This window comes from Streptomyces sp. NPDC055099, from assembly GCF_053607685.1.
Genome location: NZ_JBSGUA010000006.1, coordinates 230,681 through 256,750, shown reverse-complemented (window position 1 = coordinate 256,750; position 26,070 = coordinate 230,681). Strand labels below are relative to the sequence as shown.

25 protein-coding genes and 2 pseudogenes are annotated in these 26,070 nt (G+C 71.4%); 16 read left to right on the top strand and 11 right to left on the bottom strand.

The annotated features are described in order from the left end of the window. Positions 1-8: 8 nt before the first annotated feature. The 3 genes from ACWFRU_RS18140 to ACWFRU_RS18130 form a co-directional block, all read right to left on the bottom strand. Positions 9-512: a hypothetical protein gene (locus ACWFRU_RS18140; protein WP_453688049.1), complete on the bottom strand. Its 504-nt coding sequence runs from the start codon at positions 510-512 to the stop codon at positions 9-11. Between the two features lie 75 nt (positions 513-587). Next, complete coding sequence (locus ACWFRU_RS18135; protein WP_453688047.1) at positions 588-1,325, bottom strand: ABC transporter permease; 738 nt, start codon at positions 1,323-1,325, stop codon at positions 588-590. Between the two features lie 2 nt (positions 1,326-1,327). Next, positions 1,328-2,260 (bottom strand): ABC transporter ATP-binding protein, encoded by a 933-nt coding sequence (locus ACWFRU_RS18130; protein WP_453688045.1) that lies wholly within the window; start codon positions 2,258-2,260, stop codon positions 1,328-1,330. A 108-nt stretch (positions 2,261-2,368) separates the two neighbouring features. On the opposite strand from ACWFRU_RS18130, the gene ACWFRU_RS18125 reads away from it, so the two are divergent. From ACWFRU_RS18125 to ACWFRU_RS18115, 3 genes are all read left to right on the top strand, one after another. Continuing rightward, positions 2,369-3,583 (top strand): sensor histidine kinase, encoded by a 1,215-nt coding sequence (locus tag ACWFRU_RS18125; protein WP_453688043.1) that lies wholly within the window; start codon positions 2,369-2,371, stop codon positions 3,581-3,583. Between the two features lie 14 nt (positions 3,584-3,597). Beyond that, positions 3,598-4,260 carry a response regulator transcription factor gene (locus tag ACWFRU_RS18120; protein WP_453688041.1) on the top strand — a complete coding sequence of 221 codons (663 nt, stop codon included), beginning with the start codon at positions 3,598-3,600 and terminating at the stop codon, positions 4,258-4,260. A 109-nt stretch (positions 4,261-4,369) separates the two neighbouring features. After that, complete coding sequence (locus tag ACWFRU_RS18115; protein ID WP_453451135.1) at positions 4,370-5,527, top strand: ROK family transcriptional regulator; 1,158 nt, start codon at positions 4,370-4,372, stop codon at positions 5,525-5,527. Positions 5,528-5,563: 36 nt separating this feature from the next. On the opposite strand, the gene ACWFRU_RS18110 is transcribed toward ACWFRU_RS18115, so the two are convergent. Together ACWFRU_RS18110 and sigJ are read right to left on the bottom strand one after the other, a co-directional pair. Then, positions 5,564-6,325, bottom strand: a complete 762-nt coding sequence (locus ACWFRU_RS18110) for a GntR family transcriptional regulator (RefSeq protein ID WP_453688039.1) — start codon at positions 6,323-6,325, stop codon at positions 5,564-5,566. Between the two features lie 246 nt (positions 6,326-6,571). After that, entirely contained in the window at positions 6,572-7,462 is an 891-nt protein-coding gene (sigJ, locus tag ACWFRU_RS18105; protein WP_453688037.1) for an RNA polymerase sigma factor SigJ, read from the bottom strand. A gap of 182 nt (positions 7,463-7,644) precedes the next feature. On the opposite strand from sigJ, the gene ACWFRU_RS18100 reads away from it, so the two are divergent. Next, positions 7,645-8,490, top strand: coding sequence for an alpha/beta fold hydrolase (locus ACWFRU_RS18100; protein WP_453688035.1), 846 nt, complete (start codon positions 7,645-7,647; stop codon positions 8,488-8,490). 24 nt (positions 8,491-8,514) lie between these two features. Here ACWFRU_RS18100 and ACWFRU_RS18095 read toward each other — a convergent pair. After that, a pseudogene (locus tag ACWFRU_RS18095) lies at positions 8,515-9,351 on the bottom strand (EamA family transporter); the annotation flags it as partial. Positions 9,352-9,448: 97 nt separating this feature from the next. On the opposite strand from ACWFRU_RS18095, the gene pdxR reads away from it, so the two are divergent. The 5 genes from pdxR to ACWFRU_RS18070 all read left to right on the top strand — a co-directional run bounded on the left by pdxR (position 9,449) and on the right by ACWFRU_RS18070 (position 13,684). Beyond that, on the top strand, positions 9,449-10,897 hold the full coding sequence (gene pdxR, locus ACWFRU_RS18090) for a MocR-like pyridoxine biosynthesis transcription factor PdxR (RefSeq protein ID WP_453688033.1): 1,449 nt from the start codon (positions 9,449-9,451) through the stop codon (positions 10,895-10,897). Positions 10,898-11,012: 115 nt separating this feature from the next. After that, the gene (locus ACWFRU_RS18085) at positions 11,013-11,285 is read left to right on the top strand and encodes a hypothetical protein (RefSeq protein ID WP_453688031.1); all 273 of its coding nucleotides are present in this window, start codon (positions 11,013-11,015) and stop codon (positions 11,283-11,285) included. A 19-nt stretch (positions 11,286-11,304) separates the two neighbouring features. Then, positions 11,305-13,104 carry a S8 family peptidase gene (locus ACWFRU_RS18080; protein WP_453688029.1) on the top strand — a complete coding sequence of 600 codons (1,800 nt, stop codon included), beginning with the start codon at positions 11,305-11,307 and terminating at the stop codon, positions 13,102-13,104. Between the two features lie 34 nt (positions 13,105-13,138). Continuing rightward, a complete protein-coding gene (locus tag ACWFRU_RS18075) occupies positions 13,139-13,393 on the top strand; it encodes a hypothetical protein (RefSeq protein WP_365822172.1) in 255 nt (84 codons plus the stop codon). A 15-nt stretch (positions 13,394-13,408) separates the two neighbouring features. Beyond that, positions 13,409-13,684 carry a hypothetical protein gene (locus tag ACWFRU_RS18070; RefSeq protein WP_453688027.1) on the top strand — a complete coding sequence of 92 codons (276 nt, stop codon included), beginning with the start codon at positions 13,409-13,411 and terminating at the stop codon, positions 13,682-13,684. A 22-nt stretch (positions 13,685-13,706) separates the two neighbouring features. Here ACWFRU_RS18070 and ACWFRU_RS18065 read toward each other — a convergent pair whose 3' ends face one another. Then, a complete protein-coding gene (locus ACWFRU_RS18065; protein WP_453688025.1) occupies positions 13,707-14,117 on the bottom strand; it encodes a VOC family protein in 411 nt (136 codons plus the stop codon). Between the two features lie 347 nt (positions 14,118-14,464). On the opposite strand from ACWFRU_RS18065, the gene ACWFRU_RS18060 reads away from it, so the two are divergent. Together ACWFRU_RS18060 and ACWFRU_RS18055 are read left to right on the top strand one after the other, a co-directional pair. Then, positions 14,465-16,048, top strand: coding sequence for an alkaline phosphatase D family protein (locus ACWFRU_RS18060; protein WP_453688023.1), 1,584 nt, complete (start codon positions 14,465-14,467; stop codon positions 16,046-16,048). Between the two features lie 141 nt (positions 16,049-16,189). Then, positions 16,190-17,617 (top strand): N-acetyltransferase family protein, encoded by a 1,428-nt coding sequence (locus ACWFRU_RS18055; RefSeq protein ID WP_453688022.1) that lies wholly within the window; start codon positions 16,190-16,192, stop codon positions 17,615-17,617. Here ACWFRU_RS18055 and ACWFRU_RS18050 read toward each other — a convergent pair. Continuing rightward, entirely contained in the window at positions 17,565-18,797 is a 1,233-nt protein-coding gene (locus tag ACWFRU_RS18050; RefSeq protein WP_453688020.1) for a trans-sulfuration enzyme family protein, read from the bottom strand. The two genes, ACWFRU_RS18055 and ACWFRU_RS18050, sit on opposite strands and share 53 nt — an antisense overlap. A gap of 60 nt (positions 18,798-18,857) precedes the next feature. Here ACWFRU_RS18050 and ACWFRU_RS18045 point away from each other — a divergent pair, with 60 nt between their 5' ends. Next, entirely contained in the window at positions 18,858-19,370 is a 513-nt protein-coding gene (locus tag ACWFRU_RS18045) for an Lrp/AsnC family transcriptional regulator (RefSeq protein WP_453688019.1), read from the top strand. Positions 19,371-19,405: 35 nt separating this feature from the next. Then, entirely contained in the window at positions 19,406-21,124 is a 1,719-nt protein-coding gene (locus tag ACWFRU_RS18040; RefSeq protein ID WP_453688017.1) for a DUF885 domain-containing protein, read from the top strand. An 11-nt stretch (positions 21,125-21,135) separates the two neighbouring features. On the opposite strand, the gene ACWFRU_RS18035 is transcribed toward ACWFRU_RS18040, so the two are convergent. Further along, complete coding sequence (locus tag ACWFRU_RS18035; protein ID WP_453688016.1) at positions 21,136-21,663, bottom strand: rhodanese-like domain-containing protein; 528 nt, start codon at positions 21,661-21,663, stop codon at positions 21,136-21,138. A gap of 94 nt (positions 21,664-21,757) precedes the next feature. On the opposite strand from ACWFRU_RS18035, the gene ACWFRU_RS18030 reads away from it, so the two are divergent. Next, positions 21,758-22,204: an Lrp/AsnC family transcriptional regulator gene (locus ACWFRU_RS18030; protein WP_365822191.1), complete on the top strand. Its 447-nt coding sequence runs from the start codon at positions 21,758-21,760 to the stop codon at positions 22,202-22,204. An 18-nt stretch (positions 22,205-22,222) separates the two neighbouring features. Here ACWFRU_RS18030 and ACWFRU_RS18025 read toward each other — a convergent pair. Further along, positions 22,223-22,429: pseudogene (locus ACWFRU_RS18025) on the bottom strand (SbcC/MukB-like Walker B domain-containing protein); the annotation flags it as partial. 120 nt (positions 22,430-22,549) lie between these two features. Beyond that, positions 22,550-24,232, bottom strand: a complete 1,683-nt coding sequence (locus ACWFRU_RS18020; RefSeq protein WP_453688014.1) for a tyrosine-type recombinase/integrase — start codon at positions 24,230-24,232, stop codon at positions 22,550-22,552. A gap of 183 nt (positions 24,233-24,415) precedes the next feature. Here ACWFRU_RS18020 and ACWFRU_RS18015 point away from each other — a divergent pair, with 183 nt between their 5' ends. Both ACWFRU_RS18015 and ACWFRU_RS18010 read left to right on the top strand, forming a co-directional pair. Beyond that, a complete protein-coding gene (locus ACWFRU_RS18015) occupies positions 24,416-24,616 on the top strand; it encodes a DNA-binding protein (RefSeq protein ID WP_453688013.1) in 201 nt (66 codons plus the stop codon). A gap of 309 nt (positions 24,617-24,925) precedes the next feature. Beyond that, entirely contained in the window at positions 24,926-25,837 is a 912-nt protein-coding gene (locus ACWFRU_RS18010) for a recombinase family protein (protein ID WP_453688012.1), read from the top strand. The last annotated feature ends 233 nt before the right edge of the window (positions 25,838-26,070 follow it).

Sequence of the window (26,070 nt, the reverse complement as noted above, 5' to 3'; positions counted from 1 at the left end):
CGCACTCGCTACGGCGGGTCGATCTCCGTGACCACCGCGACGAGCTGGAACGGCAGCTCCTTGTCCCACTGCGAGACACCGAGAGCTATCCACCGGCCGTCGACCCGCCACAAGTGGAGGTCAGGCACCGAGGAACTGAGCGAGCCCCACGGCTCCGGTATGTCCTCATCCTCGCCGGTTTCGCCCTCGGCAGCCTCGTCCGCGTGGTCGCAGTCGTAGTCGTAGTCGTACGCATCGCCCTGCGCCCGCTCGAAGACGCTCGCCAGGCTGAATATCTGGGGCGCCCCCCAGCGCTCGGCGAGCAGGACCGTGAGGGCGTCGCGCTCGGCGTCGTACTGATCCGATGTCGCCTCCCACTGTGTGCCGTCGTCATCCCAGAAGTCGCCGCTCGTCAGTAACTCCGCGATGTGATACCCCGGACCGCCGACGCCGGACGGCGACCTGCCGTGCTCCGCGGGGAACTCCCGCGAGCGCAGCAGGTCGATCGCGTCGAGATGCTCTGCGGTACTCATGGCATCCAGTAAAGCGGCCACCACTGACAACTGGCCCGCCGTCAGACCCCCGAGGTCACCATTCGGACACCTGCCTCACGCGTCACGCCGCCGCAGCGCCCACCAGCCCGCCAGCAGCGCGGCGGCCGTCCACGCCGCGGTGACGGCAAGTCCCGTCCAGGGGCCGAGAGTTCCGGCCGGGTTCTCGTGGAGCACCTGCTGTCCCGCCCGGTCCGGCAGGAACTCCGCGGCGCCGCTCGCTACGTCCCCGACCACGAAGGACACGATGAGCGTGAACGGGATGAGGATGCTCAGCACGGCGACCCCGCTGCGCAGCAGCACGGTCAGTCCCGCGGCGAGCAGTGCCATGAGCGCGAGGTAGACGCCGCCGCCGACACACGCCCGTACGGCACCGTCGTGACCGAGGCCGATGGCGTACTCCCCCAGAACGGCCTGACCGGTCAGGAAGCCGGCGAAGCTGGTGAGGACCCCGACACCGAGGGCAAGGGCGCCCACCACCGCGATCTTGGCCCCGTAGAAGAGTCCCCGGCGCGGCACCGCGGAGAGCGAGATCCGCAGCGCGCCGTTCAGGTACTCGGAGGACATCGCCGTCGTGCCGAAGCTGATGGCGGCGATCTGGCCGAAGTTGAGCGCGTAGAAGGCGCTGAAGAGCGGTTCGTAGTCGGCGTTGTCCGCCTCCGCCGTGCCCACCGCGGCGAACGCGAGCACCGTGATGGCAAGCGTGGCCGCGAAGACGGCGATGAGCGATCCGAGACTGGCCCGCACCGACTTGATCTTGATCCACTCCGAGTGGAGCACGGCGGTCGTCTGCATGGTCAGGCCTCCTGGCGGGGCGTGGAAGGGGCGGCGGCGAACTCGGCGTCGTCGGCCGTGAGGGCCAGGTAGGCCTGCTCCAAAGAGGCCTGCTGGTCCGAGAGTTCGAGGAGAGGGATGCCGTGTGCGGCCGCGAGGGAGCCGATCTCCTCGGCCTTCGCGCCGTCCACGGTCCAGCGGCCGTCCTGCCCGTGCGTCATCGCGTACCCCTTGTCCCGCAGCAGGCCCCGCAGCCGGTCGCTCTCCGGGGTGCGCAGCCGGACCCGTGGGCTGCTGTGGGCCGCGATGAAGTCAGCCATCGAGGTGTCCGCGAGCAGCTTGCCGCGGCCGAGGACCACCAGGTGGTCGGCGAAGGTGGCGGTCTCGTTCATGAGGTGGCTCGACACGAGGACGGTCCGGCCCTCGCGGGCGAGGCGGCGCAGGAGTTCGCGAATCCAGATGATGCCTTCGGGGTCGAGGCCGTTGGACGGCTCGTCCAGCATGATGACGCGCGGGTCACCGAGCAGCGCGGCCGCGATCCCCAGGCGCTGGCGCATGCCGAGGGAGAACGTCTTGATCCGGCGCCCCGCGACGGAGGCGAGCCCGGCCTCTTCGAGGACCTCGTCCACGCGCCGCGCGGGGATGCGGTTGGCGACGGCGAGGGCGAGGAGGTGGTTGCGTGCGGTACGCGATCCGTGCGCGGCCTGGGCGTCGAGCAGGGCCCCCACATGGCGCAGGGGTTCGTCGATGGCCGCATAGGGGCGACCGCCCACCATCGCCGTGCCCGAAGTGGGGCGGTCCAGGCCGAGGACGAGCCGCATGGTGGTGGACTTGCCCGCGCCGTTGGGGCCGAGGAACCCGGTGACCTTCCCCGGGCGGACGGTGAAGGTCAGTCCGTCCACCGCGCGGGTGGTGCCGTACTCCTTGCTGAGGTCTTGGACGTCGATGCTGGTCATGGGCCCAGACTGGCGGCCGGGAGCACGGTGGGGCTTCCCCCGCCCGGGGAGGGCGTCTCCCCCTCACGGGGGAGCCGGGCGGCGGCGGGTGGCTGGCACGATGACGTGATGTCCCGCTTCCTCCGGCCGCTCACCCGCGCGGTGACCTACACGCGCTGGCTGCACCTGCTCATCGGCGCGGCCGTCCCGTTGATGATCTCGTTCATCTACCCCGGGCTCAGCGACCCGGCGTTCGCCGACTGGATACTGATCGCCCTCCAGCCCGTCCCGCTGGTGGCGGCGGCCGCCCTCCTGCCGTCCATACGCCGGGCGGAGGGACTGCAGGCCCGTCTGATGCTGTTTCCGGGGCAGCACGCGCGCGTGCCGGGTGCAGGCGAGGACCCTGGTGTGTCCGTCGCTCCCTCCGCGTCCTGGCGGGACCGGGGCAGGACGGCGGTGTGGCTCGTGCTGCGCCTGGAGGCAGGGGCCGTGGCGGCGTTCTGCACGGTGCAGCTGCTGGGCACCATGCTGGCCCTCCTCGGGTCGGCGACGGAGCCCGGCGAGGACCCCGGTGTGCTCCTCCCCCTCCCCGCCCCGAGTTGGACGAACGCGCTGCTCGCCCCGCTACCGCTGCTGCTCCTCCTCGCGCTCGCCGTGGTGGCGGGCCGGCTGATGGCGACGGCGGCGCGGCGGCTGCTCGGCCCCTCCCCCAAGGAGCGCTTGGCCGCTCTGGAGGAGCGCACCGAGCAACTCCTCGAACGCAACCGCATCGCCCGCGAACTGCACGATTCCATCGGGCACGCGCTGACCGTCGCGGTCGTCCAGGCGGGCGCGGCGCGGGCCGCGGCCGACCCGGAGTTCACCGGCCGCGCGCTGGGCGCGATCGAGGAGACGGGGCGTGCCGCCCTGGAGGACCTGGAGCGTGTCCTGCGCGTGCTGCGGGAGGACGGGCAGCCCGCGAGCCGCCGCCCCACGCTCGCCGACGCCGGCCAACTCCTGGATTCCGCGCGTGCTTCGGGCGCGAAGGTCGACATCGAGGTGACGGGCCCCGTGGAGCAGGTGCCCGGCCCGGTGTCCCGCGAGGCCTACCGCATGCTCCAGGAGTCCCTCACGAACGTGCTGCGCCACTCCGGGCCGGTCCCGGTACAGGTGCGGCTCGCGGTCGACGCGGCGGCCCTGGAGATCGACGTACGCAATCCGTTGCCCACGGGAGGAGAGGCCACCGGGCGGGGCGGCAGCGGGCTGCGCGGCATCCGGGAGCGGGCCACGCTGCTCGGCGGCCGGGCCACCACGGGGCCGCGGGACGGCACATGGCAGGTGCACGTCGAACTGCCCCTGGGGTGATCTACGCTGACCGGATGCCGGTCACAGTCCTCCTCGTCGACGACGAACCCCTCGTGCGCGCCGGGCTGCGCGCCGTCCTGGAGGCGCAGCCCGACATCGAGGTGGTCGGCGAGGCAGCCGACGGCGCGGCGGTGATTCCGCTCGTGCGCCGACTGCGGCCGGATGTGGTCGCCATGGACGTCCGCATGCCGCTCCTGGACGGCATCGAGGCCACGCGCGCGGTCCTTCGCACCGTGCAGGACCCCCCGAAGATCCTGGTCGTGACGACCTTCGAGAACGACGAGTACGTGTACGAGGCGCTGCGCGCGGGCGCCGACGGCTTCCTGCTGAAGCGCGCCCGCCCCGCGGAGATCGTGAACGCAGTCCGGCTGGTCGCGGAGGGCGAGTCGCTGCTGTTCCCCGCGGCGGTACGGCAGCTGGCCGACGAGTACGGGCGGCGGCCGGGCAACGCCGCTGCCCGGGACGCCCTGGACCGGGCCGCGCTCACCGAGCGCGAGTCGGCCGTGCTCCGCCTGATGGCACGCGGCCTGTCGAACGCGGAGATCGCGGCGGAGCTGATCGTCGGCGCCGAGACGGTCAAGTCCCATGTCAGCTCCGTGCTGGCGAAGCTGGGGGCCCGGGACCGCACGCAGGCGGTCATCGCCGCATACGAATCCGGTTTCGTGGCACCCGGGTGAGGGCGAGGGCCGATCGGCACTCTGAGTCACAGGTGGGCCCGGCGCTCGCAGCGGTCGGTCGCGGCGAGTACGATCCGCCCAACATGCGCACGAGCTGGGAGGACGGACGTTGGGGCGGCTGACCGGCGGGGATCCCTCTCTGCTGCGGCGGATCAACTCCGCGGTGGTGCTGCACGCGCTGCGTGCGGCGGACTTCGCGACACTCACCGAGATCACCCGGGTGACGGGGCTCTCCAGGCCGACCGTCGAGGGCGTGGTCGAGGGCCTCATCGAGGCCGGGCTCGTGGTGGAGACCGCCGCCGAGGAAGGCGCGGCCCGACGCCAGGGAAGGCCCGCGCGGAGGTTCCGCTTCCGGGCCGAGGCGGGGCATCTGCTCGGCCTGGAGATCGGCCCGCACCGGGTCGCCGCGGTCCTCTCGGACCTGGACGGCCGCGTCCTTGGCTCGGCCGCGAAGGCCGTGGACGAGACGGCCCCGGCCGACGAGCGCCTCGAACGGCTGCGGATGGCGGTCGCCGATCTGCTGCGCCGCGGCGGGATCGCCCGCAGCTCCCTGCGCGCGGTGGGGGTCGGCAGCCCCGGCATCGTGGAGGCGGACGGCACGGTTCGGCTGGGCACCGCGCTGCCCGAGTGGACGGGACTGCAACTGGGCGAGCGTCTTCGCCGGTCCTTCAAGTGCCCGGTCCTGGTGGAGAACGACGCGAACACGGCGGCCGTGGCCGAGCACTGGAAGGGTGCGGCGACCGAGTCCGACGACGTGGTGTTCGTCCTCGCGGGGCTCAGCCCGGGGGCCGGTGCGCTGATCGGCGGACGGCTGCACCGCGGCTACGGCGGCGCCGCCGGGGAGATCGGCGCGCTGCATCTCCTTGGCCGTGACGTGACCCCGGAGACGCTGCTCTCGACCACGGACGAGCCCCTGCACCCGCTCGATGAGCAGGCGGTGGCGGAGGTCTTCGCCCACGCGCGCGAGGGCGACGAGCGGGCGCGACAGGCCGTCGAGCGGTTCATCCAGCGCCTGGTGCACGACGTGGCCGCGCTGGTGCTCGCCCTGGACCCCGAGCTGGTCGTCGTGGGCGGCTGGGCCGCCGGTCTCGACGGTGTACTGGAGCCGCTGCGCCGCGAGTTGGCGCGCTACTGCCTGCGTCCGCCCCGGGTCGCCCTGTCGATGCTCGGCGAAGCGGCCGTCGCGACGGGCGCGTTGCGGCTCGCCCTCGACCACGTCGAGGAGCAGCTGTTCGCGGTCGAGGGAACGGTGACGGCGCGGCGCTGAGCCGCCGCGCCGAAGCGGGGCGCAGGGAGCCGGGGCTCAGGAGGCCTGGCGCTCCGGGCCGTGGTGGATCTCGACGCCGCCCGCGTCGCCGAACGTGAGGCGGCAGGTGTCCGCGCGGTACGTCGCCACGGAAACGGCGGCGGTGCGTCCCTCGGCGAAGAAGCGGGTCGTCACGACGAGGACCGGCGCTCCGGGCAGTCGGTCGAGCGCCTTGGCGTCGTCCGCGCGGGCCGAGCCGAGCTCGACAGCGCGGTCCTGCCCTTCCAGACCCAGGCGGTGCAGCTCGCGCAGCACGCCACGCGCGCGTGCCGGTCCCGACGGCGCGTCGATGGCGGAGAGCTCCGAGATGGAGGACATCGGCACGTACAGCAGCTCGGCGGCCACGGGCTGGCCGTGCGAGACGCGCGTACGCCGCACCACGTGCACCTGCTCGTCGGGGTCGGCCGCCAGCATGCGGGCCACCTCCGCGGGCGGGACCGCCGGTGCGCAGTCGGCGGGCTGCCAGGCGTCGCCGACCTCGCCCGGCCACGTGCCTTGTGCGGATCCGACGGCCACACCCATCCGCGGCGGGGCGACGGTCGTGCCGACCCCGCGACGGCGCTGCAGCCTGCCTTCGAGCTCCAGCTGTTCGAGCGCCTGCCGGAGCGTGGCGCGGGCGACACCGAACCGGGCGGCGAGATCACGTTCGTTGGGCAGGATCTCGCCGACGGCGAACTCGGAGTCGAGTGCCTCGCTGAGCACGGTCTTGAGGTGCCAGTACTTCGGCTCCGGTGCCGTTTCCAGCTGCGTGGTCCCCACCCTGTCCTCCGCAATCGCCGTGTGCCGGCGGCTTTTTAGCGCCCTTGTTTATTAAAGGTTCCTGCACTATCTCTGCGACGATAGAGCGGCACCCACCCTTGGTCAAGACCAATCCTCGATCCGTTACAGCGCGCACAGGGACGATGCCACAGAGCATTCACGTGTTGTTGGCGTCGGGTCACGCACCCGTGGCGAACAAGACAAAAACCCCCGCCCTGCACAGGACGGGGGTCTGTCGTCTGTGCCCTAAGAAACGAGCCCGACCAGCTTGTCCGGGTTGCGGATGATGTAGACGTACGTGATCCGTCCGTCGACGACGTCCAGTTGGAAGAGGGAGTGCGGCTTGCCGTCGACCAGGAAGAGGACGGAGCCCGCGCCGTTGACCTCCAGGAAGCGGGCCTCCAGCTCCGCGTCCGACGGCACGCCCCTGCGGGCCGCGCCGTCGAGGAAACGGCCCACCTTGTCGGCCGTCTCGATGACGCGCAGCGGGGCCTTGGCCTTGCCGCCGCTGTCGCCCACGAGGCGTACCTCCGGAGCGAGCAGGGACATCAGACCGTCGAGGTCGCCGCCGGTCGCCGCGGCGAGGAACCGCTCGGTCAGGGCCCTGCGCTCGTCGGGATCCACGGCATAGCGCGGCCTGCCCTCGTCGACGTGCTTGCGGGCCCGCGCGGCGAGCTGGCGCACGGCGGGCTCGCCGCGGTCCAGGGTGAGGGCGATCTCCGAGAAGGGGAACCCGAAGGCCTCCCGCAGCACGAACACCGCGCGCTCCAGGGGCGAGAGGGACTCCAGGACGACCAGGACGGCGATGGACACGGAGTCGGCGAGCACGGCCTTCTCGGCGGTGTCGGGGACGGTCGGCCCGAAGTCCGTGACGAGGGGCTCGGGCAGCCATTGGCCCACGTAGGACTCGCGTCGTGACTGCACGTGGCGCAGGCGGTCGATGGCGAGCCGGGTGGTGACGCGCACCAAGTAGCCGCGGGGGTCGCGCACTTGCGAGCGGTCGTCCGCCGCCCAGCGCAGCCAGGCCTCCTGTACGACGTCCTCGGCGTCGGCCACCCGGCCGAGCATGCGGTAGGCCACGCCCATCAGGACGGGCCGGTGTTCTTCGAAGACGTCGGTCACGGTGTCGGTCGCCACGTCTCCATCCCAGCCCACGGGCCACGCCGTGTCCAGGCGGATTCGGTGCGTTCCGCCCCACATCGGCCCCCGCGGCCGTTGCCCCACCCTCTTGAACTGGAGGCTACTGAGCGGTAATTGTTGCTGACAAGGTGTCTAAGGTGTCTGTAGACCGTCGCCGGGCGACGGGGACTGGAGCAGCAATGGCCGCAGAGGTGTCCTTCAGCGTCGAAACCCCGGGCGGCCCACGGACCATGTCCGTCGCCTACGAACGCACGGGCCGGGGCGAGCCGCTGCTCCTGCTGCACGGCATCGGGCACCACCGCCAGGCGTGGGACCCGGTGCTCGGCATCCTGGCCGCGGAGTACGACGTGATAGCCGTGGACCTGCCGGGCTTCGGGGAGTCCCCCGCCCTGCCCGACGGGCTGCCCTACGACATCACGACGGTCGTGTCCGTGCTCGGCGCGCTGTGCGAGGCCCTGGAGATCGAGCGTCCGCACGTGGCCGGCAACTCGCTGGGCGGCCTGCTCGCCCTGGAACTCGGCCGGGAGAAGCTCGTGCGCTCGGTCACCGCGCTGTCCCCCGCGGGCTTCTGGACGCCTGGTGAGCGGCGGTACGCGTTCAACACCCTGCTCGCCATGCGGCACGGCGCGCGGCTCCTTCCGTTGCCGCTGATCGAACGGCTCTCGCGGAGCGTGGCCGGACGTACGGCGCTGACCAGCACCATCTACGCGCACCCCGGGCGCCGTTCACCCGAGGCCGTCGTCGCCGAGACGCTCGCGCTGCGCGAGGCCAAGGGGTTCGAGCAGACCCTGGCCGCCGGGCGTGACGTGCTCTTCGACGACGACGTGCCCGGCATCGCGGTCACCGTCGCGTGGGGCTCCCGCGACCGCATCCTGCTGCGCCGCCAGGGCGTCCGCGCCAAGCACGCCCTCCCCGAGGCGCGTCTGGTGCGGCTTCCCGGCTGCGGTCACGTCCCGATGAACGACGACCCGGCTCTCGTCTCGCGCGTCGTCCTGGACACCTGCCGCCGTACGCCGGCCGCCTAGCACGCCGGAGCCAAGGGCCACCCCGGCGCCGACCAGCGCGCTGCCCACCGCCTGCGGGACGCCGTAGGACCCGGTGCCGACCAAGGGGGCGGTGAAGGCCGCCGCCACGGGAATGAGGCCGGAGAAGAGGGTGGCCCGCTCGGCGCCGATGCGCTGGATGCCCGAGTACCAGCACACGAAGCCGATGACGGTGACGATCGCCGCCTGCCACAGCAGGGCCGCCGCCTCGGTGGTGCCGGGCATCCGCAGCCAGTCCCCGCCGTCGGCCACGAGACCGATGACGGCGGACTCGGCGGCGGCGATCCCGCAGACCGTCGCGGACAGCAGCTTCGGGCCGAGCGGGCGCAGCACGGGGACGGCGAGGACCGCGAAGCCGACCTCGCCCGCCAGCGCGCACACGGAGAAGAGGAGGCCGAGACCGTCCGTACGGCCCCACCCCTGCACGGTGAAGGCTCCGGCGGCCACGATCAACGCCCCGTACATGACCAGGCGTTGTGGCCGGCGGCCCTCCAGGAGCGGCACGATGACCGCCACGACGACCGGGGCGCATCCCACGACGACACCCGGCACGGCGGGTTCCGCCGTGCGTTCGGCGGCGAGGATCGCCAGGTTGAAGCCGACCATGCCGACGGCGGCGAGCACGGCGAGCCGCCCCCACTGGCGGCCTGTGAGGCGGCGCAGCGGCACCGTGCCGCCCCGCCCGAGCAACGGCAGGAGCAGCAGGCAGGCCAGGCCGTAGCGCAGGAACTGGCCGCCCGCGTACGGGTAGTCGCCGAGGAGGCTGTTGGCGGTGAAGGAGCCGCCGACGAGGAGGCAGGCGAGGGCCGCGAGGAGGGACCCGCGTGTCAGGTTCGCGTTCATGTCCCCGACGTTAGGAACGGACGCGGACCGGTTTAAGGTCCACTTCCGGGGCCGTTTCGGGGACCACTTCGCAGCCCCCGGTGAACCGAGGAGGCGCATGCCGGTGTCGTCGCGTTCGGGCCGCGCGCCCGGAACCGCCGCGTGGGAGCTGCTGCTCCCCGCCGCGGCCGCCCCCGCCCGCAGCCGTGGCCGCAGCCTGCAGTCGGCGCTGCGCGAGGCGGTGCGCTCCGGTCGCCTCGCGTCGGGGACGCGGCTGCCCTCCAGCCGTGAGCTCGCCGCCGACCTCGGTGTCTCACGGGGGCTCGTCACGGAGGCGTACGAGCAGTTGACGGCCGAGGGGTATCTGCGCAGCGACCGTGGCGCGGGCACCTGGGTGGGCGGGGCGGCGCGGAAGGCCGTACCCGCCGTACGCGATCTGGCGCCCCGTGAGGTCCACGCGCGCGTGGACTTCATCGCGGGCACCCCCGACCTGTCCCTGTTCCCGCGCGCCGCGTGGGCTGCCGCGCACCGCGGCGTCCTGGCCGAACTCCCCCACCACGCGCTCGGCTACCCGGACCCACGGGGTCTGCCCCGGCTGCGTACGGCCCTCGCCGAGCTGCTCGTACGCCGCCGGGGCGTGGTCGCGGACCCCGAGGCGATCGTCGTCTGTTCCGGCGTCGCGCAGGCCATGGCCCTGGTGGGCTTCGTGCTGCACGCGCGCGGGGTGCGCACCGTCGGCGTCGAGGACCCCGGAAGTCCGCAGCACGGCGAGCTGTTCGCCTCGGCGGACGTCGCCACGGTGCCGGTGCCCCTCGACGAGGAGGGCGTCGTCACCGGCGTACTGAGGGAGCGGGGCCTGCGCGCGGTCGTCACCACGCCCGCGCATCAGTTTCCGCTGGGCATCGGCTATTCGGCCGGGCGGCGCGCCGAACTCCTGGACTGGGCACGGGCCGTGGACGGTCTGGTCATCGAGGACGACTACGACGGGGACTTCCGCTACGACCGTGCCCCGGTGGGCGCGCTGCAAGGACTCGACCCCGGGCACGTCGCCTACACGGGCTCGGTCAGCAAGTCGCTCGCCCCGGGCCTTCGCCTCGGCTGGCTGCTCGTACCGGAGTCGATGACCGACGAGGTCGTCGCCCGCAAACGCATGATGGACCTGGGCAATCCGGTCCTGGACCAGGCGCTGCTCGCGCGCTTCGTGGAGCGCGGTGACTACGACCGCCAGTTGCGCCGCTGCCAGCGTGCCTACCGGGAGCGCAGGGACGCGCTCGTCGCCGCCCTCGACGAGCACTTTCCCGGTACGGAGGTGTCCGGCATCGCCGCGGGACTGCACGTCATCGCCCGGCTGCCCCCGCAACGGGGTTCGCAGGCGGACTTCCTGCGGCGGGCGGTCGCGGCCGGGGTCGCGGTGCGCCCCTTGAGCGACTACGGCTCGGCCGACGCCCCCGGAATACGTCTCGTGCTCGGCTACGCCCACCTCACCCCCGCCCGGATCGCCGAGGGGGTGCGGCTGCTCGCCGAGGCGGACCACCGGCACGGTGACGCCGCCGGGACGGTCGTGTGACAGCACGTCATTAGGGTCGGCCGGGCCCGGTGACCGCGAGAGCCGTCGGCCGGGCCCGGTGACCCGAGCGAGCCGTTCGGACGCGGTGCCGGAGCAGTCCGGGGGGAGCAGACCTGTGGCCGAGGCCGAAGTCATCGTCCGGCTCCGCTCGCCGCAGCGTCCCGCGGCGGCGGCCACCACGGGTGTGCTGGACGTCAGCAGCCTGCTGGAGCGGTGGTTCGGCGTGACGGCCCAGCCGCTGCACCCCGGCGCGGACGACCCGGCCCTCGTCGGATGGCAACGGGTCGCCGTCCCCGCCGGTGTGGACGCCGAGGCCGTCGCCACGGCCCTGCGCGGCCACCCGGCAGTCGAGGCCGCCTATGTGAAACCACCGGCGGACCTTCCGTGACGTGGTGAAGGAGTCAGCTGTGCCACAGCGATCAGGTGCGGGCAACAGCCGGGGGAACAGCAGCCCGGCTCCAGGAATCGGACCCCTCTTCGGACGCCCTGAGCTGGTGTGCGTCACGCGCGCCGACGCCGGGGTACGCATCACCTCGACCGGCGCGAGCGCCGAGGCGGACATCTCCGTCAGCGGTCTCGACGCCGTGGCGGCCCGCGAGGACGTCACCATCAGGCCGCTGTTCGGCGTGGACCAGGAGAGGCTGCGCGCCCAGGCGGGACCGCTGCCCGAGGCTTCGGGGTCCGACGACGCCACGGCGGAGACACTCGACCGGATGGCGCTCTTCTTCCATGTCGACGCGCCGGAGGACCAGTTGGACGCGCTGGCCGAGCGGCTCCGCGCGTCGGACGCCGTGGAGGGCGCGTACGTCAAGCCCGCCGCCGCGCTGGCCGTCCCCGACGTCGTCCCGAAGAAGGAGAAGGAGAGCGAGGCGGCCGAGTACCCGCCGCTCAACGACATGCGGCCGACGGGCGCCGACGCCCCACCCGTGACCCCGGACTTCACCGCCCGGCAGGGCTACCTCGACGCGGCTCCGGGAGGCATCGACGCCCGGTACGCGTGGACCCTCGCGGGTGGGCGCGGCGCCGGCGTGCGGGTGATCGACTGCGAGTGGGGCTGGCGCTTCACCCACGAGGACCTGCGCCTGAACCAGGGCGGCATCGTCTCCGGCACCGGGAGCACGGACACCGATCACGGCACCGCGGTGCTCGGCGAGATCGGCGGCGACGTCAACGCGTTCGGGATCACCGGGATCGCGCCCGACGCCGTCACCAGCGCGTCCGCCTTCTCGATCCCCACGGCGACAGCGATCCGCAACGCCGCCGACCGTCTCGGCCCCGGCGACATCATCCTGCTGGAGATCCACCGAGCGGGGCCGCACGCGACCGGCGTCGGACAGGTCGGGTACATCGCGGTCGAATGGTGGCCGGACGACTATCTGGCCATCCGCTACGCCGTCAACAAGGGCATCACCGTCGTCGAGGCCGCGGGCAACGGCGCGGAGGACCTGGACCACGCCGACTACGACACCCCGCGGGCCGGTTTCCCCGCCTGGTGGCGCAACCCCTTCCGGCGCACCACGCTGGACGCGGGCGCCGTGATCGTCGGAGCAGGTGCGCCGCCGCCCGGCACCCACGGCCGTCAGCACGGCCCGGACCGCTCCCGGCTCGACTTCTCCAACTACGGTGCCTGCGTGGACGCCCAGGGCTGGGGGCGCGAGGTGACCACCACCGGGTACGGCGACCTCCAGGCGGGCGCCGACCAGGACTTCTGGTACACGGACCGGTTCAGCGGCACGTCCAGCGCCTCGCCGATCGTGGTGGGGGCGGTCGCGAGCACGCAGGGCGTCCTGCGGGCGGCGGGCCGTATCCCGCTGTCGCCCTCGCGGGCCCGCCAGTTGCTGCGCTCCACCGGCTCACCGCAGCAGGACGCGCCGGGCCGTCCGGCGACCCAGCGGATCGGCAGGCGGCCCGATCTGCGCCAGCTCATCCCGGCGGCCCTCCAGACGAGCAGCTGGGTCGGCGTCCAGTTCCGGGGCACCCTCGCCGGGCACCGCACCGGCCGCTGGTTCACCTTCAACTGGCCCGCCCACTGGCACGTGGTGTGGACGGTCGTCCCGACCAGTCCGCGCACGGGCGCCCCGCAGGTCGGCTGGAAGGTCCGGGTCGAGCGGGCCAACGACACGTACGCGACGTACTGGATCGACGTGACCAACCTCGTGGCCGACCCGGTCGACTTCGAGGCCCGGTTCGCGGTTCTCGGATGGTGATTCGCGGTTCTCGGACGCTGAGAGGAAAACGACGATGCGCGTAGGCACGCAGTTCACCGGCACACTCAACCCGGGTCAGACCGGTCGCTGGTTCACCTTCAACTGGCCGCAGGGCTGGCACGTCATCTGGTACTTCATGCCGACGACACCGCAGACCGGCAGCCCGCAGATCGAGTGGGAGACCGAGGTGGAGCGCGCCTCGGCCACCACGGTCACGTACTGGCTGACGGTGAAGAACATCGGCAGCACCCAGATGAACTTCGAAGGCCGGTACGCGGTTCTCAACTAGGCGAGGGGGACGGCCATGCAGGTACACATCACGATCGCGGAGGACGCGGGCGCGGCTCCGGCACCGGCACCGGCTCAGGCCGCCGCCGCGGAGCAGCAGCTCTCCGTGACGCGGAACGCCACGGGCGCCGCCGGCGCGGGACCCGTCATGGACGGCGGGGAGGCTCCGGGCTGGCTCACGGAACTCGTCAGGCTCGCCGACGCCGGAGAGGTGGCTCGCCCCGGCGAGGAGTCGCAGGAGGCCCGTGGGTCGTTCGACGGCCATGCCATCGACGCCGGAAGCGCGAGGTGACGAGGCCGTAGGAGCGGCCGTGTCAGGAGTTGGCCCACGCGCGCGTGCAGAGCACCAGGCGGTAGCCGTCGGGGTCCTCGACGGTGACGCCCCACTCGTTCCAGTACGGGTTGGGTGACTGCACGCGCGTGCCGCCGTGCGCCTCCAGGCGGGCCACCAGGCTGTCGGGGACCTGCTTGTCGAGGTAGATGACGAGCAGGTCCTCCTCCGTGGGGCGGGGCAGGACCGGCTTGTCGGCCCCGTGGACGAGTTCCAGATGCCACGAGGCGTCCGGCCAGCCCACCATGAGCAGGTCATGCTCGCCAGGAGCGCCACCGCTCCGCGCACGCCATACGACGTCAAGGCCGAGGCCCTTCACCCAGAAGCGCTCCGCCGCCGCGAGGTCGCGGGACGGGCGGGCGATGCGTATGTGGCTCTGGCCGTTGACGGGCATGGGTCCCCCTTCGCCGGGGCACGCTCGGCCGCGCGCCTCTGACGCCGAGCGTAGACAGCCGACGATCTCCCGGCATCGGCCCTTCGGCCTCGGGCGGACGACCGGGCGCTGGGTCCTGCGGCCTAGGCCCGCGGCTCGGGACTCGGGACTCGGGTCCAAAGGTCTCGGGGCCGGGGCGCTCCGGGTCTCGGCCGGGGCTGCCGCCGACGTTCCGGGTGACGCGGTCTTCGCACACCGGTTCCCTTGCGGCCATGGCCAGTTGTTCACTTGTGGTTTGTGTGTGCGCCGCCGCGCACCACTAGTTGTTGCCCTGCACACTGGTCGGACCTGTCACTGGAGGCGCATCCATGTCACACCCTCAGCCGAGCCCGTCCCCTCGCCGCCGCAGTGTGCTGCGCGGCTCGCTCGCCGTGCCGGCGGCGCTGGCGGTGCCGTCCATCGCCGGGGCGGCGCCCGCGTTCGCCCGGTCGGGGCGCCCGCGGGCCGAGTGGGGCGTGCAGGCCGGTGACGTGACGGCGCACGCGGGTCTGGTGTGGGTACGTTCCGACCGTCCGGCCCGCATGATCGTGGAGACGTCCGCCCGCGAGTCGTTCCGCAACCCCACCCGCTGGAAGGGCCCGGTGCTGGGCCCTGACACCGACTTCACCGGGACGACGCGGCTGCGCGGGCTGCCCGCGGGCGAGCAGATCCACTACCGCGTGATCCTGGCCGACCCCGACGACCCCAGACGCACGGGAGAGCCGGTCACCGGCACGTTCCGCACGACGCCGAAGGGCCGCAAGGAGGGGGTGCGCTTCCTGTGGTCGGGAGACATCGCGGGCCAGGGGTGGGGCATCAACCCGGACCGGGGCGGCTGGCGCGTCTTCGACGAGATGCGCCGCAGGGACCCCGACTTCTTCCTGTGCAGCGGCGACAACATCTACGCCGACGGGCCCATCCTGCCGAGTGTCACCCTGCCCGACGGCAGCGTGTGGCGGAACGTGACCACGGAGGAGAAGTCGAAGGTCGCCGAGTCGCTCGCGGAGTTCCGCGGCGCCTTCCGCTACAACCTGCTCGACGAGAACCTGCGGCGCTTCAACGCCCAGGTGCCCTCCATCGTCCAGTGGGACGACCACGAGGTGCGCAACAACTGGTACCCGGGGCAGATCCTGACCGACCCCCGCTACACGGAGAAGAACGTCGACGTCCTCGCCGGGCGCTCCCTGCGGGCGTTCAGCGAGTACTACCCCATCTCGACGCTGCCGCCGGGCGACGAGGACGGACGGGTCTACCGCGTGCTGCGGCACGGACCGCTCCTCGACGTGTTCGTCCTGGACATGCGCTCCTACCGCAACGCCAACTCGCCCGGCCGGCAGCCCGACGACACCACCGGCATCCTGGGCGCCCGCCAACTGCGGTGGCTGAAGCGTGAGCTGTCGCGTTCGCGCGCCACCTGGAAGGTCATCGCGTCCGACATGCCGCTGGGCCTCGTCGTGCCCGACGGCTCGGCGAACTTCGAGGCCGTCGCGCAGGGCGACCCCGGCGCGCCGCTCGGCCGTGAGCTGCAGATCGCCGAACTGCTGCGGCACATCAAGCACCGCAAGGTCACCGGCACGGTGTGGCTGACCGCCGACGTGCACTACACGTCGGCGCAGCACTACGACCCCTCGCGTGCGGCGTTCAAGGACTTCGCCCCGTTCTGGGAGTTCGTGTCGGGGCCGCTGGCGGCGGGCGGCTTCCAGGCCCTCAAGCTCGACGGGACGTTCGGCGCCGAGCAGCGCTTCGTCAAGGCGCCGAACCGCTCCAACACCTCGCCGGCCGAGACCCCGCAGTACTTCGGCGAGGTCGACATCGACGGCGGCAGCGGGGACCTGACCGTGCGGCTGCGCCAGGAGGGCGGCGGAGTGCTGTTCACGAAGGTGCTGCATCCGGGGCGGGTGGGGCAGCAGTGATTTCGCCCCCGAATGCGCACCGAAAGGTCGCGTCCGCACGCCGGCAAAGACCAAAGTTGAACTAAACGGACAGAAGGCGTCTTAACTCATCAGTCACAAAACGTTCGTGATCACGCAACACCGTTCGTCCACAGTGACTGCATGAGTGCTGACATGTCTGATGTGACGCGAACCAAACACGGCCGCCCCGTGCACCACTGGCGGCGCGATCTGGTGGAACTGGCCGCCCTCTTCACGGCCGTGGCCGTGGCCGACGCGGTGGCGAACATGATCGGGCACGGCCCCGACGGCCCCGCCCTGCTCGTGATCTCGGCCGTGGCGCTGCTCGCCACGGTCGGGTTCCACACATGGTGGGCACGCCGCCACAACCACGCACCCCCGACGGCGGACGATACCGGCGCCCGGCCGCACGCCGCCGGGCAGGAGGCCGCACAGGAGGCCACCGGGGAGACGACCCTGTGGCGGATGCGCACCACCGTGCGGGACGAGCCGGGCGCGCTCGCCGCCCTGTGCACGGCGCTTGCCCACGACAGGGTCGACATCCTGAGCCTCCAGGCGCACCCGCTGGCCGAAGGCACCGTCGACGAGTTCCTGCTGCGCGCCCCCGCCGCCCTGTCCGCGGCGGAGATCACCCGGGGTGTCGCACACGCGGGCGGCTCGGGCACCTGGATCGAGCGGGCGGACGCCCACGACCTGGTGGACGCCCCTACCCGCATCCTTGGCCTGGCCACCCGCACCGCCCTGGACGCCGCCGAACTCCCGCTCGCCCTGCGGCAGTTGCTGGGCCGGTGCACCATTAGGTCGCTGCCCGCGAAGACGCAGGGCGCGGGCGGGCAGCGGGCGGACACACCCGGCGACGGCGCTCCCGTCGAGGGCGCGCTCGAAGGGACGGTGCTGCGGTTGCAGGCCCCCGAGGGTGAAGTGATCACCGTGGAGCGGCCCTATCTGCCGTTCACGCCGACCGAGTTCGCCCGCGCGCGTGCCCTGGTCGAGCTGGACACCCGGCTCGGTCCGCGCATCCCGCACAGCCAGGACGTACTGACCCTGGCCGAGGGCAACTCCATCACCGTGCGCCGGGCCGACACCGCCGACGTCGAAGCGGCGAAGGCGATGCACGACCGCTGCTCGCAGCGGACCCTCGGCATGCGGTATCACGGCCCCGTACGGGACGCCGACCGCTATCTCACCCACCTCCTCAGCCCGCGGTTCGGCCGCACCCTGGCGGTGCAGACCGCGTCCGGGCGCATCGTCGGCATCGGCCATCTGCTGTGGGACGGGGACGAGACCGAGATCGCGCTGCTCGTCGAGGACGACTGGCAGCGCCGCGGCATCGGCGGCGAACTGCTCGGCCGCCTGGTGACGATGGCGGTCGAGGCGGGCTGCGAGAGCGTGTACGCGGTGACGCAGGCGTCCAACACGGGCATGGTCGCCGCGATGCGCGGCCTCGGGCTGCCCCTCGACTACCAGATCGAGGAGGGCACGCTGGTGATCACCGCACGCCTCGAGGCCACACCGGTCAGTTCGCGCCTGCCGTACGACCAGCCTCAGGGGCAGGCGCAGCGGCACTGATCCGAGGCGCTCCGGCCAGCACGCCGATGCCGGCCGGGCAAGGACCGAGGGCGTTGTCGAGGTCCCGCCACAGGTCCTCGACGTCCTCGAGTCCGGCCGACAGCCGCAGCAGCTTGTCGCTCACGCCCGACGAGCGCCGGTCCGCCGGGTCCACGACACGGTGGCTGATGGACGCCGGATGCTGGATGAGCGTGTCGACGCTGCCGAGGCTGACCGCCGGGGTGATCAGCCGTACCCCGGCGGTCACCTCGTGCGGGTCGCCGACGACCTCGAAGGCGACCATGGCGCCGCCGAGCCGCGGATAGTGCACCCGGCTCACGCGCGGGTCGGCGGTCAGGCGCCGCGCGAGCTCCGCCGCGTTCGCTGAGGCGGCACGCACCCGCACCGGGAGCGTGGAGAGCCCGCGCAGCAGCAGATATCCCGCGAGCGGATGCAGCACCCCGCCGGTGGCGAACCTGACCTGCCGCAACTGCCGTGCGAACTCCTCGTCACACGCGACCACTCCGCCAAGGACGTCGCCGTGGCCGCCCAGGTACTTGGTGGCGCTGTGCAGCACGAGCCGCGCGCCGCTCTCGACGGGCCGTTGCAGGACAGGCGTCGCGAAGGTGTTGTCGGCGAGCAGCGGCACCGTCCCGCAGGCCTGGGCCACCGCACGCAGATCGAGTTCGGTCAGGGTCGGGTTGGCGGGCGACTCGACGAGAACCAGGCCCGTGTCGGGGCGTATGGCGTCGGCGATCCCGGCGGGGTCGACCCAGGTCACCTCGGAGCCGAGGAGCCCCGCCGTCAGGAGGTGGTCGCTGCAGCCGTACAGCGGGCGGACCGCGACGACATGGCGCAGGCCCGCCGCTCCCCGTACGAGGAGGACCGCGGTCAGGGCCGCCATGCCGCTGGCGAAGGCTACCGCGCTCTCGGTGCCTTCGAGCCTGGCCAGGGCGGTCTCGAAGCGGGCGACGGTGGGGTTGGCGAGGCGGGCATAGACGGGCGGTCCGTCGTCCAGGGCGCCGTCGGCCGCGAAGGCGTCGATGCGCGCGGCCTCGCCGCGGGTGTCGTACGAGGGGTAGGTGGTGGACAGGTCGATCGGAGCGGCGTGCAGACCGAGGCCGGCGAGGTCGTCGCGTCCGGCGTGCACCGCCTCGGTGGCCAGAGCCCGGGGTGCGGGAGATACCGTGTTCGTGTCCATGCCGGACAGCCTGAACAAAGACCGGTGCCCGGTAGTTGAACCCCGTGCTACGTTCGGCAAGTGGCTGATTCTGTCGTACTCGACCCGGTGGATCTCCGCATCCTGCGGCTGCTGCAGAACGATGCCCGGATCACCTACCGCGATCTCGCGGCCCAGGTCGGCGTCGCGCCGTCGACCTGTCTGGACCGTATCTCCCGGTTGCGCCGCTCCGGGGTGATTCTCGGACATCAGCTGCGGCTCGACCCGGCGAAACTCGGACGCGGTCTTGAGGCACTGCTCTCCGTGCAGGTGCGTCCGCACCGGCGTGAGCTGGTCGGGCCGTTCGTGGAGCGGATCAGGGCGCTGCCCGAGTCCCGCTCGGTGTTCCATCTCGCGGGCCCGGACGACTATCTGGTCCATGTGGCGGTGGCCGACACGGCGGACCTCCAGCGGCTCGTCCTCGACGAGTTCACGGCGCGTCGCGAAGTGGCGCGCGTGGAGACACGGTTGATCTTCCAGCAGTGGGAGTGCGGGCCACTCCTTCCGCCGGGCCCGGGAGCCGATGACCAAGGGGAGTCCTCCGGCCAATCGTGATGACGGGGGCGTGGTCCGCGTACGAGGATGTGCGCATGTCAGACACGAAGATCCCGAACACGAGCGAGAGCGGCGGCCCGCTGCCTCGCCAGGTCGCCGACGCCTACGTCGACGAGCTCATCGTCCTCGACCCCGTCAACGGCACGTTCCTCGGCGTCAAGGCCAGCCACAGCAAGCTCCCCGACGCCTCACCGGCAGGCCAGGAGGCCATCGCGGAGCTTGCCCGCACGACGCTCGCCCGGCTCGACGCGGCGGAGCGCAGGCCCGGCGCCGACAGTGACGCCGAACGCCGGTGCGCGCGGCTCCTGCGGGAGCGGCTCACCGCCGAGCTCGCCATGCACGAGGCCGAGGAGGGACTGCGCGCGGTCGGCAATCTGCACACCTTCCCGCACGCGGTGCGGGAGATCTTCACCATGACGCCGATGGAGACGGACGAGGACTGGGCGGCGATCGCCGAACGGCTGCGTGCCGTGCCCGCCGCCTACGAGGGATATCGCGCCTCGCTCGAACTCGGCCTGGAGCGCAAGCTGTTCGCGGCTCCCCGGCCGACCGCGGTCTTCATCGAGCAGCTCGGCGAGTGGGCGGGCCCCGGCGGCGAGGAGGGCCGCGGCTGGTACGAGGAGTTCGCCGCGGACGGGCCCGAGTCACTCAGGGCCGAGCTGGACGCCGCGGCCCGCGCCGCCACCGCTGCGGTCGTGGCACTGCGCGACTGGATGCGCGACGTCTACGCGCCCGCGATCGAGGGCGCCCCCGAGACGGTGGGCCGCGAGCGCTACGCCCGCTGGTCCCGCTACTTCAACGGCACCGACCTGGACCTCGACGAGGCGTACGCGTACGGCTGGTCCGAGTTCCACCGGCTGCTCGGCGAGATGCGCGCCGAGGCCGAGAAGATCCTGCCCGGCGCCGAGACGCCGTGGGTGGCGCTCGCCCACCTCGACGAGCACGGCACGCACATCGAGGGCGTGGAGGAGGTACGGGTCTGGCTCCAGGAGTTGATGGACGAGGCGATCGAGGCGCTGGACGGCACGCACTTCGAACTCGCCGAGCGGGTGAAGAAGGTGGAGTCCCACATCGCGCCGCCGGGCGGCGCCGCGGCCCCGTACTACTCGGGACCGTCGGAGGACTTCTCACGCCCCGGCCGGACCTGGCTGCCGACGATGGGCGAGACCCGCTTCCCCGTGTACGACCTGGTCTCCACCTGGTACCACGAGGGTGTGCCCGGACATCACCTGCAGATCGCCCAGTGGGCGCACGTCGCGGAGAACCTCTCCCGCTACCAGGCGACCATCGGCATCGTCAGCGCCAACGCGGAGGGCTGGGCGCTGTACGCGGAGCGGCTGATGGACGAGCTCGGCTTCCTCAAGGACGCCGAGCGCAGGCTCGGTTATCTGGACGCGCAGATGATGCGGGCGCTGCGCGTCATCGTCGACATCGGCATGCACCTGGAGCTGGAGATCCCGGCGGACTCGCCCTTCCGCCCGGGCGAACGCTGGACGCCCGACCTCGCGCAGGAGTTCTACGACGCGCACTGCAGCCGGCCCACGGATTACGTGGCGAGCGAGATGACCCGCTACCTCTCCATCCCCGGCCAGGCCATCGGCTACAAGCTGGGCGAGCGGGCCTGGCTCCTCGGCCGCGAGAACGCGCGGCGGCGGCACGGCGAGGCGTTCGACGCGAAGGCGTGGCACATGGCCGCGCTGTCGCAGGGGTCACTGGGGCTCGACGACCTGGTGGACGAGTTGTCCGCGCTCTAGCAGCTCCGGCCTCAGCAGCCGCAGTCCTCGGCGTCCACCGGGGCCGTGAGGGCGTCGGGCGTACGCCGCTCGTCGCCCTCCCAGGTCTCGTACCCGAAGCCCTCTCGGGCCCAGTACTCGAAGCCGCCCAGCATCTCCTTGACCTGGAAGCCGAGTCGGGCGAGGGCGAGGGCGGCGCGGGTCGCGCCGTTGCAGCCGGGGCCCCAGCAGTAGGTGACGACCGGCACGGACTTGTCGAGGAGTTGCTCCGCCTGCTCGGGGATGAGCGCGGTGGGGAGGTGGACCGCGCCGGGGATGTGGCCCTGGTCCCAGGACGCCGTCGAGCGGGAGTCGACCAGGACGAAGCCGGGGTCGCCGTCGGCGGCCAGCGCCGAGGCGACGTCGGACACGTCGGCATGGAAGGCGAGGCTCGCGCCGAAGTAGGCGGCAGCCGACGCGGGGGATGCGGGAGGCACCCGCAGGACGGCGTTTGGGGCGGCATCCGCCGCGGTCGGGGTGCTCGTGGCGGTCGTCGTCGCGGTGTTCGTCGCTGTGCTCATGGCCAGAAATCTACGGCGGAAGCCTCCGGCCCAGAAGGGACGATCACCGGCGTACCTCTTGATCGGCCGGGGATTCCCCTGTTACCTCTCAGGTATGACCGGTTATTCCACGGACGCCACCGACTGGCGCATCCTCGATGTCCTCCAGCGCGAGGGCCGCGCCAGCTACGCCGAGCTGGCCCGTGCCGTCGCCATGTCCCCGAGCGCCGTCACCGAACGGGTCCGCCGCCTGGAGGAAGCGGGCGTGATCCAGGGGTACGCGGCCGTGGTCGACCCGGAGCGTCTTGGCCTGCCCATCCTGGCGTTCGTGCGCCTGCGCTACCCCAACGGCCATTACAAGCCGTTCCACGACCTGGTCGAGGTGACCCCCGAGATCCTGGAGGCGCACCACGTCACCGGTGACGACTGCTTCGTGATCAAGGTCGCGGCGCGCTCGATGGGTCACCTGGAGGAAGTCGCGGGAAAGATCGGCGCGCTGGGTTCGGTGACCACCAGCATCGTCTACTCCTCTCCCCTGCCCAGGCGCCCGCTGGGCCGCTGAGCCGCCCGCCCGGACCCCTCACACCCCGCCGCGCTGCCGCACGACCGACCCCGCGCGCCCCTTCTCCACTTCGAGCTGCGCGTGGACGCGGCGCCGCAGGTCCGCGACATGGCTCACGATGCCGACGCTGCGGTCCCGCTCGCGCAGGGAGTCCAGGACGTCGAGCACCTCGTCGAGCGTCTGGTCGTCGAGGCTGCCGAAGCCCTCGTCGATGAAGAGCGTGTCGCAGATTCTTGTGCTGTGATTAGCCTGCTCTGACCAGGGGAAACACCGCATGAAGAGCCCCTCGGAGTGATCTCCGAGGGGCATTCTTCATTGGCGGGGGACGAGCGGGGGACAACGCGATCAAGCGGCGTCGGGCGTCTCATCCCGAGGGGCAGCGCGCACCACGCGCAGATGTCGGTCCTCTGTTGTCTCTGCTGCGGCAGCGGGAGGTGCGTCTTGCTGCACCTCCTCGTCCTCAGGGGCTGAGGCAGGAGGGCTCGTGAAGTGCGGCTCGGCTGCAGGGGGTTGTGGGTCGGTGGGCTTCTCGACGCCGTTGCTGCGCGGTACTAGGTCAACGGGTGCGTTGGCGGCGGCGTGCTCGAACTGGGGCAGGAGGCTGGTGTAGGTATCGGCGGTGAGCTGGTAGCTGCTGTGGCCGAGCAGGGCCTGGATCGCCTTCATCGACAGGCCGGCGGCCAGGCTGAGTGATGCGGCGCAGTGGCGCAGGTCGTGCAGGCGGACCGGTGGTAGGCCGATGCGCTGAATGAACCTGTTAAAGGCTTGGGAGACGTTCGTGGGGTGGTGTGGGCGGCCGTCGGGTCGGGTGAAGACGTAGCCGGAGTCGACGTATGGTCCGTATGTCCTGGGGTCGTTGCGGTGGTACTCCTCCCATTCGACACGCTGGGCTTTCTGTACGTCGCGCCAGGCGGTGAGCAGGGCCAAGGTGGCGTAGTCGAGGGCGATGGCGCGGCGGCCGCTGCGGCTCTTGGGGGTGTCCTGCCACACGTTGTAGGAGGAGTCTGTGACGAGTTGCCCGGAGACGTAGGCGACGCCTTTGGCCATGTCGAGTTCGGTCCAGCGCAGGCCTGTTGCCTCGCCTCGACGCGGCGCCCGGTACACCATGAGGTGCCACATGATGTACATGGGGTGGTTGACGGCTGCGTCGAGGAATTGGCCGGTCTGTTCAGGGGTCCAGACCATGACGGGGCCGGGCTTCTCGCCGGTTTCGCGCCAGCGGGCTACGCGCTCGTCGGTCCATACAAGCGGTTGGGGGCGCTCGTATTTGGGGATGACGACGAGCTTGGCCCAGTTGTGGGTGATCAGTTTTTCGGTGGCGGCGTCACTGAGTGCGGCGGCGAGGCAGTCGAGGTACTTCTTCTGTGAGGCGGGGCCGGTGTCCTGGCGGGGCTTGGTGCGGGCTTCTTTGAGGGCTGCGTGGGCCTGGCGCCATGCTTGTCGGAGTTCTGGCGGTCGTGGGGTGGTGGCTTGTCTCCATGCGTGGTGGGCTGCCTCGTATTCGAGTTTGGACAGCTCGGCCGCTTCCCGGTTGGCCTTCTTGATGTCGTTGAAGGCCCATATCTGCTGAAACATCTCCTGGATGTGGCGGTCGCGGAGGTCGCGTATGGCGAGGTGGCCGAGGGCGGGTTTGAAGATGCGGTCGATGAAGTCGCGGTAGTCGCCGCGGGTCTTGCGTTTGAGGTCGACGCGCTTGGTGTGCCAGCGGTCGAGGTACTCCGCGACGGTCTCTTTGGTGTCGACGTCGATGCCGCCTTGAGCCTGATCCCACAGCTTTTGCGCCTCCTCTTTGGCTTGCGTCTGGGTGAGGAAGCCGCCTTTCCGGGGGCGGCGGCGCTTGCCGCCGGGGCCGTCGGGGAGTTTGACGTAGTAGTACCAGGTGCCGTGATCGCGTTTCTTCAACAGGGGGCAGGCGGAGCCGAGTTCCCGCACCAAGGGTTTGCCGTTCGCGTCGACGATGTGTTGGCCGTCGTCATCGAGTTTGGGTTGGGTGCACTTGCATCGCTTGTAGGTGCTGCCGTCGAACACGTGGGGCCCCCTGAATGTGCCGGGTTGTTCCTTACGTGTCCTGATCATGCTGTAGCGAAGGGGACGCTTCCTTGGGCGCCGTATGCTTCCTGCCAGGTGGCGCGGGGAAGAGGGATGTGACCACCTTTGTCCTCATCTGTGATTGCCGTGCAGCGTGCTCGTTCTGAGGGGCGTCGTGGCGGGATGTCGGTGGAGGAAGTGAGGTCCCTGCCGGCTGCGGTGAGCGTGGTGACGGCGGCCCGGGCGCTTGGGATCGGTTCGGACAAGGCGTACGAGTTGATCAAGGATGGTGCGTTCCCGGCGCAGACAATTCCGTTGGGGCAGACGCAGAAGGTGTCGACGGCGAGCCTGTGGAAGGCCCTGGGGATCACTTCGGATGTGTAGCCACCTATGCAGCCCGGATCTTTCCCGCCTTGTGGACGTCCGGGCCCTTTTTCGTACTCAATTCGACGGTTGCGTAATTGCTGAAGACGACCACGCCCCGTACAGGTTGCTGTGAGCCGTGACACACGCGGCGGTGACTGATGGGGCCTGGCCTGCATGTATCGCGCTACTGCTGATCAGCCAGCCGGTCACGTATGCCTGCTCAACCTGGCCACCCATATACATTGGCCTATGCCAGGTCTAAGCGGCCCCTAACGTGATGTCACGCGGAGCGGTCGCAGGTGCGAATGATTGATCGGAGTCAGCTGCGTGGGACGGTTGTCGGGCTACGTGCGCGCAGGGGTGGTGCATCAGCAGGAGGCGCCGTTGCTGCGGGAGGCCGTCACGCTGCTGTTCGGTGGCACCCCGGAAGCCGAGGCGACCCGTTGGCTGACCAGCAAGGGGATGCTGACTCCACGCGGCAACGAGTTTCGCCGCGAGGTCTTGCACCGGCTTCTGACCAATCCGCGGCTCGCGGGCCTGGACGAGAACAGTGAGCCGATCGACGGCTGGGACGAGCGGGTCCTGGAACCGGACGTTTTCCTGCGCCTGCAAGAGCTGTTCACGGAACGCAGTGAGAAGCGCGGCAAGCCGCGTGACGCCCACGAGTATCTGATGACTGGCGGGTGCGCCGTGTGTGACGAGTGCACGGCGGGCATGATCGGCAGCCGCGTCCACTCCGAGGCTCCGCCGTCCTACAAGTGTGACGGCTGCGGCAAGACCCGCATCAACGCCGAGAAGCTCGAAGACTTCGTGGCCGAGCACGTCCTGGCCGAGCTGCTGAAGCCGGGGGCGCGTGAGCGGCTTGAGAAGTTGGAGTGTGACATCGAGGCGGAGATCACTCGTCTCAAGGAGCACATTTCGGGGGCTGACGAACGGTTCGCCGGGATCGGCGATCTGTACGGGCGGGGCCTCATGGTGAAGGCCGCGTTCGTCGCCGCGCAGAAGGCGAGCCAGGAAGATTTGCGGCTCTCCAAGCTCCGGTTGAAGTACCTGGAGCAGATGACCGATCTGCCGATCGGTGACGTGCACGACCTGGTGGCCTGGTGGCGTACGGCCCCGTTCGCGTCTAAGCGCGGGCTGGTGCTGCTGGAGGTCGAGCATGTGCGGGTCGGACGGGTCGAGGGCAGTCAGGCTCCGGAGAAGCGGGTTCTGATCGACTGGCGACAGCTGGCGGCGTGAACAACAGCGGGCTATCCACGCAGCTCCTCTGCGAGACGGCCTTCAGCGCGGCCCGCCGCCCAGGGAAGGCGGGCCGCGCTCAAGCCTGAGTGCACCGAGGACCAGGCAGACTTCCCCCTGGCTAGTCGCTCAGCGCCCCTAACGGCAAGGGGTGCACTCCTGTGGCTGCACCGCAACTCCCTTCATTCTCGGTGAGTTGAAGCCACCCGCGCATTGTCGGTGCGCTCCTCACG

Bases quoted from the DNA above. Each gene is read 5' to 3' on its own strand.
- ACWFRU_RS18140 (WP_453688049.1), bottom strand. From the start codon at position 512: ATGAGTACCGCAGAGCATCTCGACGCGATCGACCTGCTGCGCTCGCGG.
- ACWFRU_RS18135 (WP_453688047.1), bottom strand. From the start codon at position 1,325: ATGCAGACGACCGCCGTGCTCCACTCGGAGTGGATCAAGATCAAGTCG.
- ACWFRU_RS18130 (WP_453688045.1), bottom strand. From the start codon at position 2,260: ATGACCAGCATCGACGTCCAAGACCTCAGCAAGGAGTACGGCACCACC.
- ACWFRU_RS18125 (WP_453688043.1), top strand. From the start codon at position 2,369: ATGTCCCGCTTCCTCCGGCCGCTCACCCGCGCGGTGACCTACACGCGC.
- ACWFRU_RS18120 (WP_453688041.1), top strand. From the start codon at position 3,598: ATGCCGGTCACAGTCCTCCTCGTCGACGACGAACCCCTCGTGCGCGCC.
- ACWFRU_RS18100 (WP_453688035.1), top strand. From the start codon at position 7,645: ATGGCCGCAGAGGTGTCCTTCAGCGTCGAAACCCCGGGCGGCCCACGG.
- pdxR (WP_453688033.1), top strand. From the start codon at position 9,449: ATGCCGGTGTCGTCGCGTTCGGGCCGCGCGCCCGGAACCGCCGCGTGG.
- ACWFRU_RS18075 (WP_365822172.1), top strand. From the start codon at position 13,139: ATGCGCGTAGGCACGCAGTTCACCGGCACACTCAACCCGGGTCAGACC.
- ACWFRU_RS18070 (WP_453688027.1), top strand. From the start codon at position 13,409: ATGCAGGTACACATCACGATCGCGGAGGACGCGGGCGCGGCTCCGGCA.
- ACWFRU_RS18065 (WP_453688025.1), bottom strand. From the start codon at position 14,117: ATGCCCGTCAACGGCCAGAGCCACATACGCATCGCCCGCCCGTCCCGC.
- ACWFRU_RS18060 (WP_453688023.1), top strand. From the start codon at position 14,465: ATGTCACACCCTCAGCCGAGCCCGTCCCCTCGCCGCCGCAGTGTGCTG.
- ACWFRU_RS18055 (WP_453688022.1), top strand. From the start codon at position 16,190: ATGAGTGCTGACATGTCTGATGTGACGCGAACCAAACACGGCCGCCCC.
- ACWFRU_RS18050 (WP_453688020.1), bottom strand. From the start codon at position 18,797: ATGGACACGAACACGGTATCTCCCGCACCCCGGGCTCTGGCCACCGAG.
- ACWFRU_RS18040 (WP_453688017.1), top strand. From the start codon at position 19,406: ATGTCAGACACGAAGATCCCGAACACGAGCGAGAGCGGCGGCCCGCTG.
- ACWFRU_RS18035 (WP_453688016.1), bottom strand. From the start codon at position 21,663: ATGAGCACAGCGACGAACACCGCGACGACGACCGCCACGAGCACCCCG.
- ACWFRU_RS18030 (WP_365822191.1), top strand. From the start codon at position 21,758: ATGACCGGTTATTCCACGGACGCCACCGACTGGCGCATCCTCGATGTC.
- ACWFRU_RS18015 (WP_453688013.1), top strand. From the start codon at position 24,416: ATGTCGGTGGAGGAAGTGAGGTCCCTGCCGGCTGCGGTGAGCGTGGTG.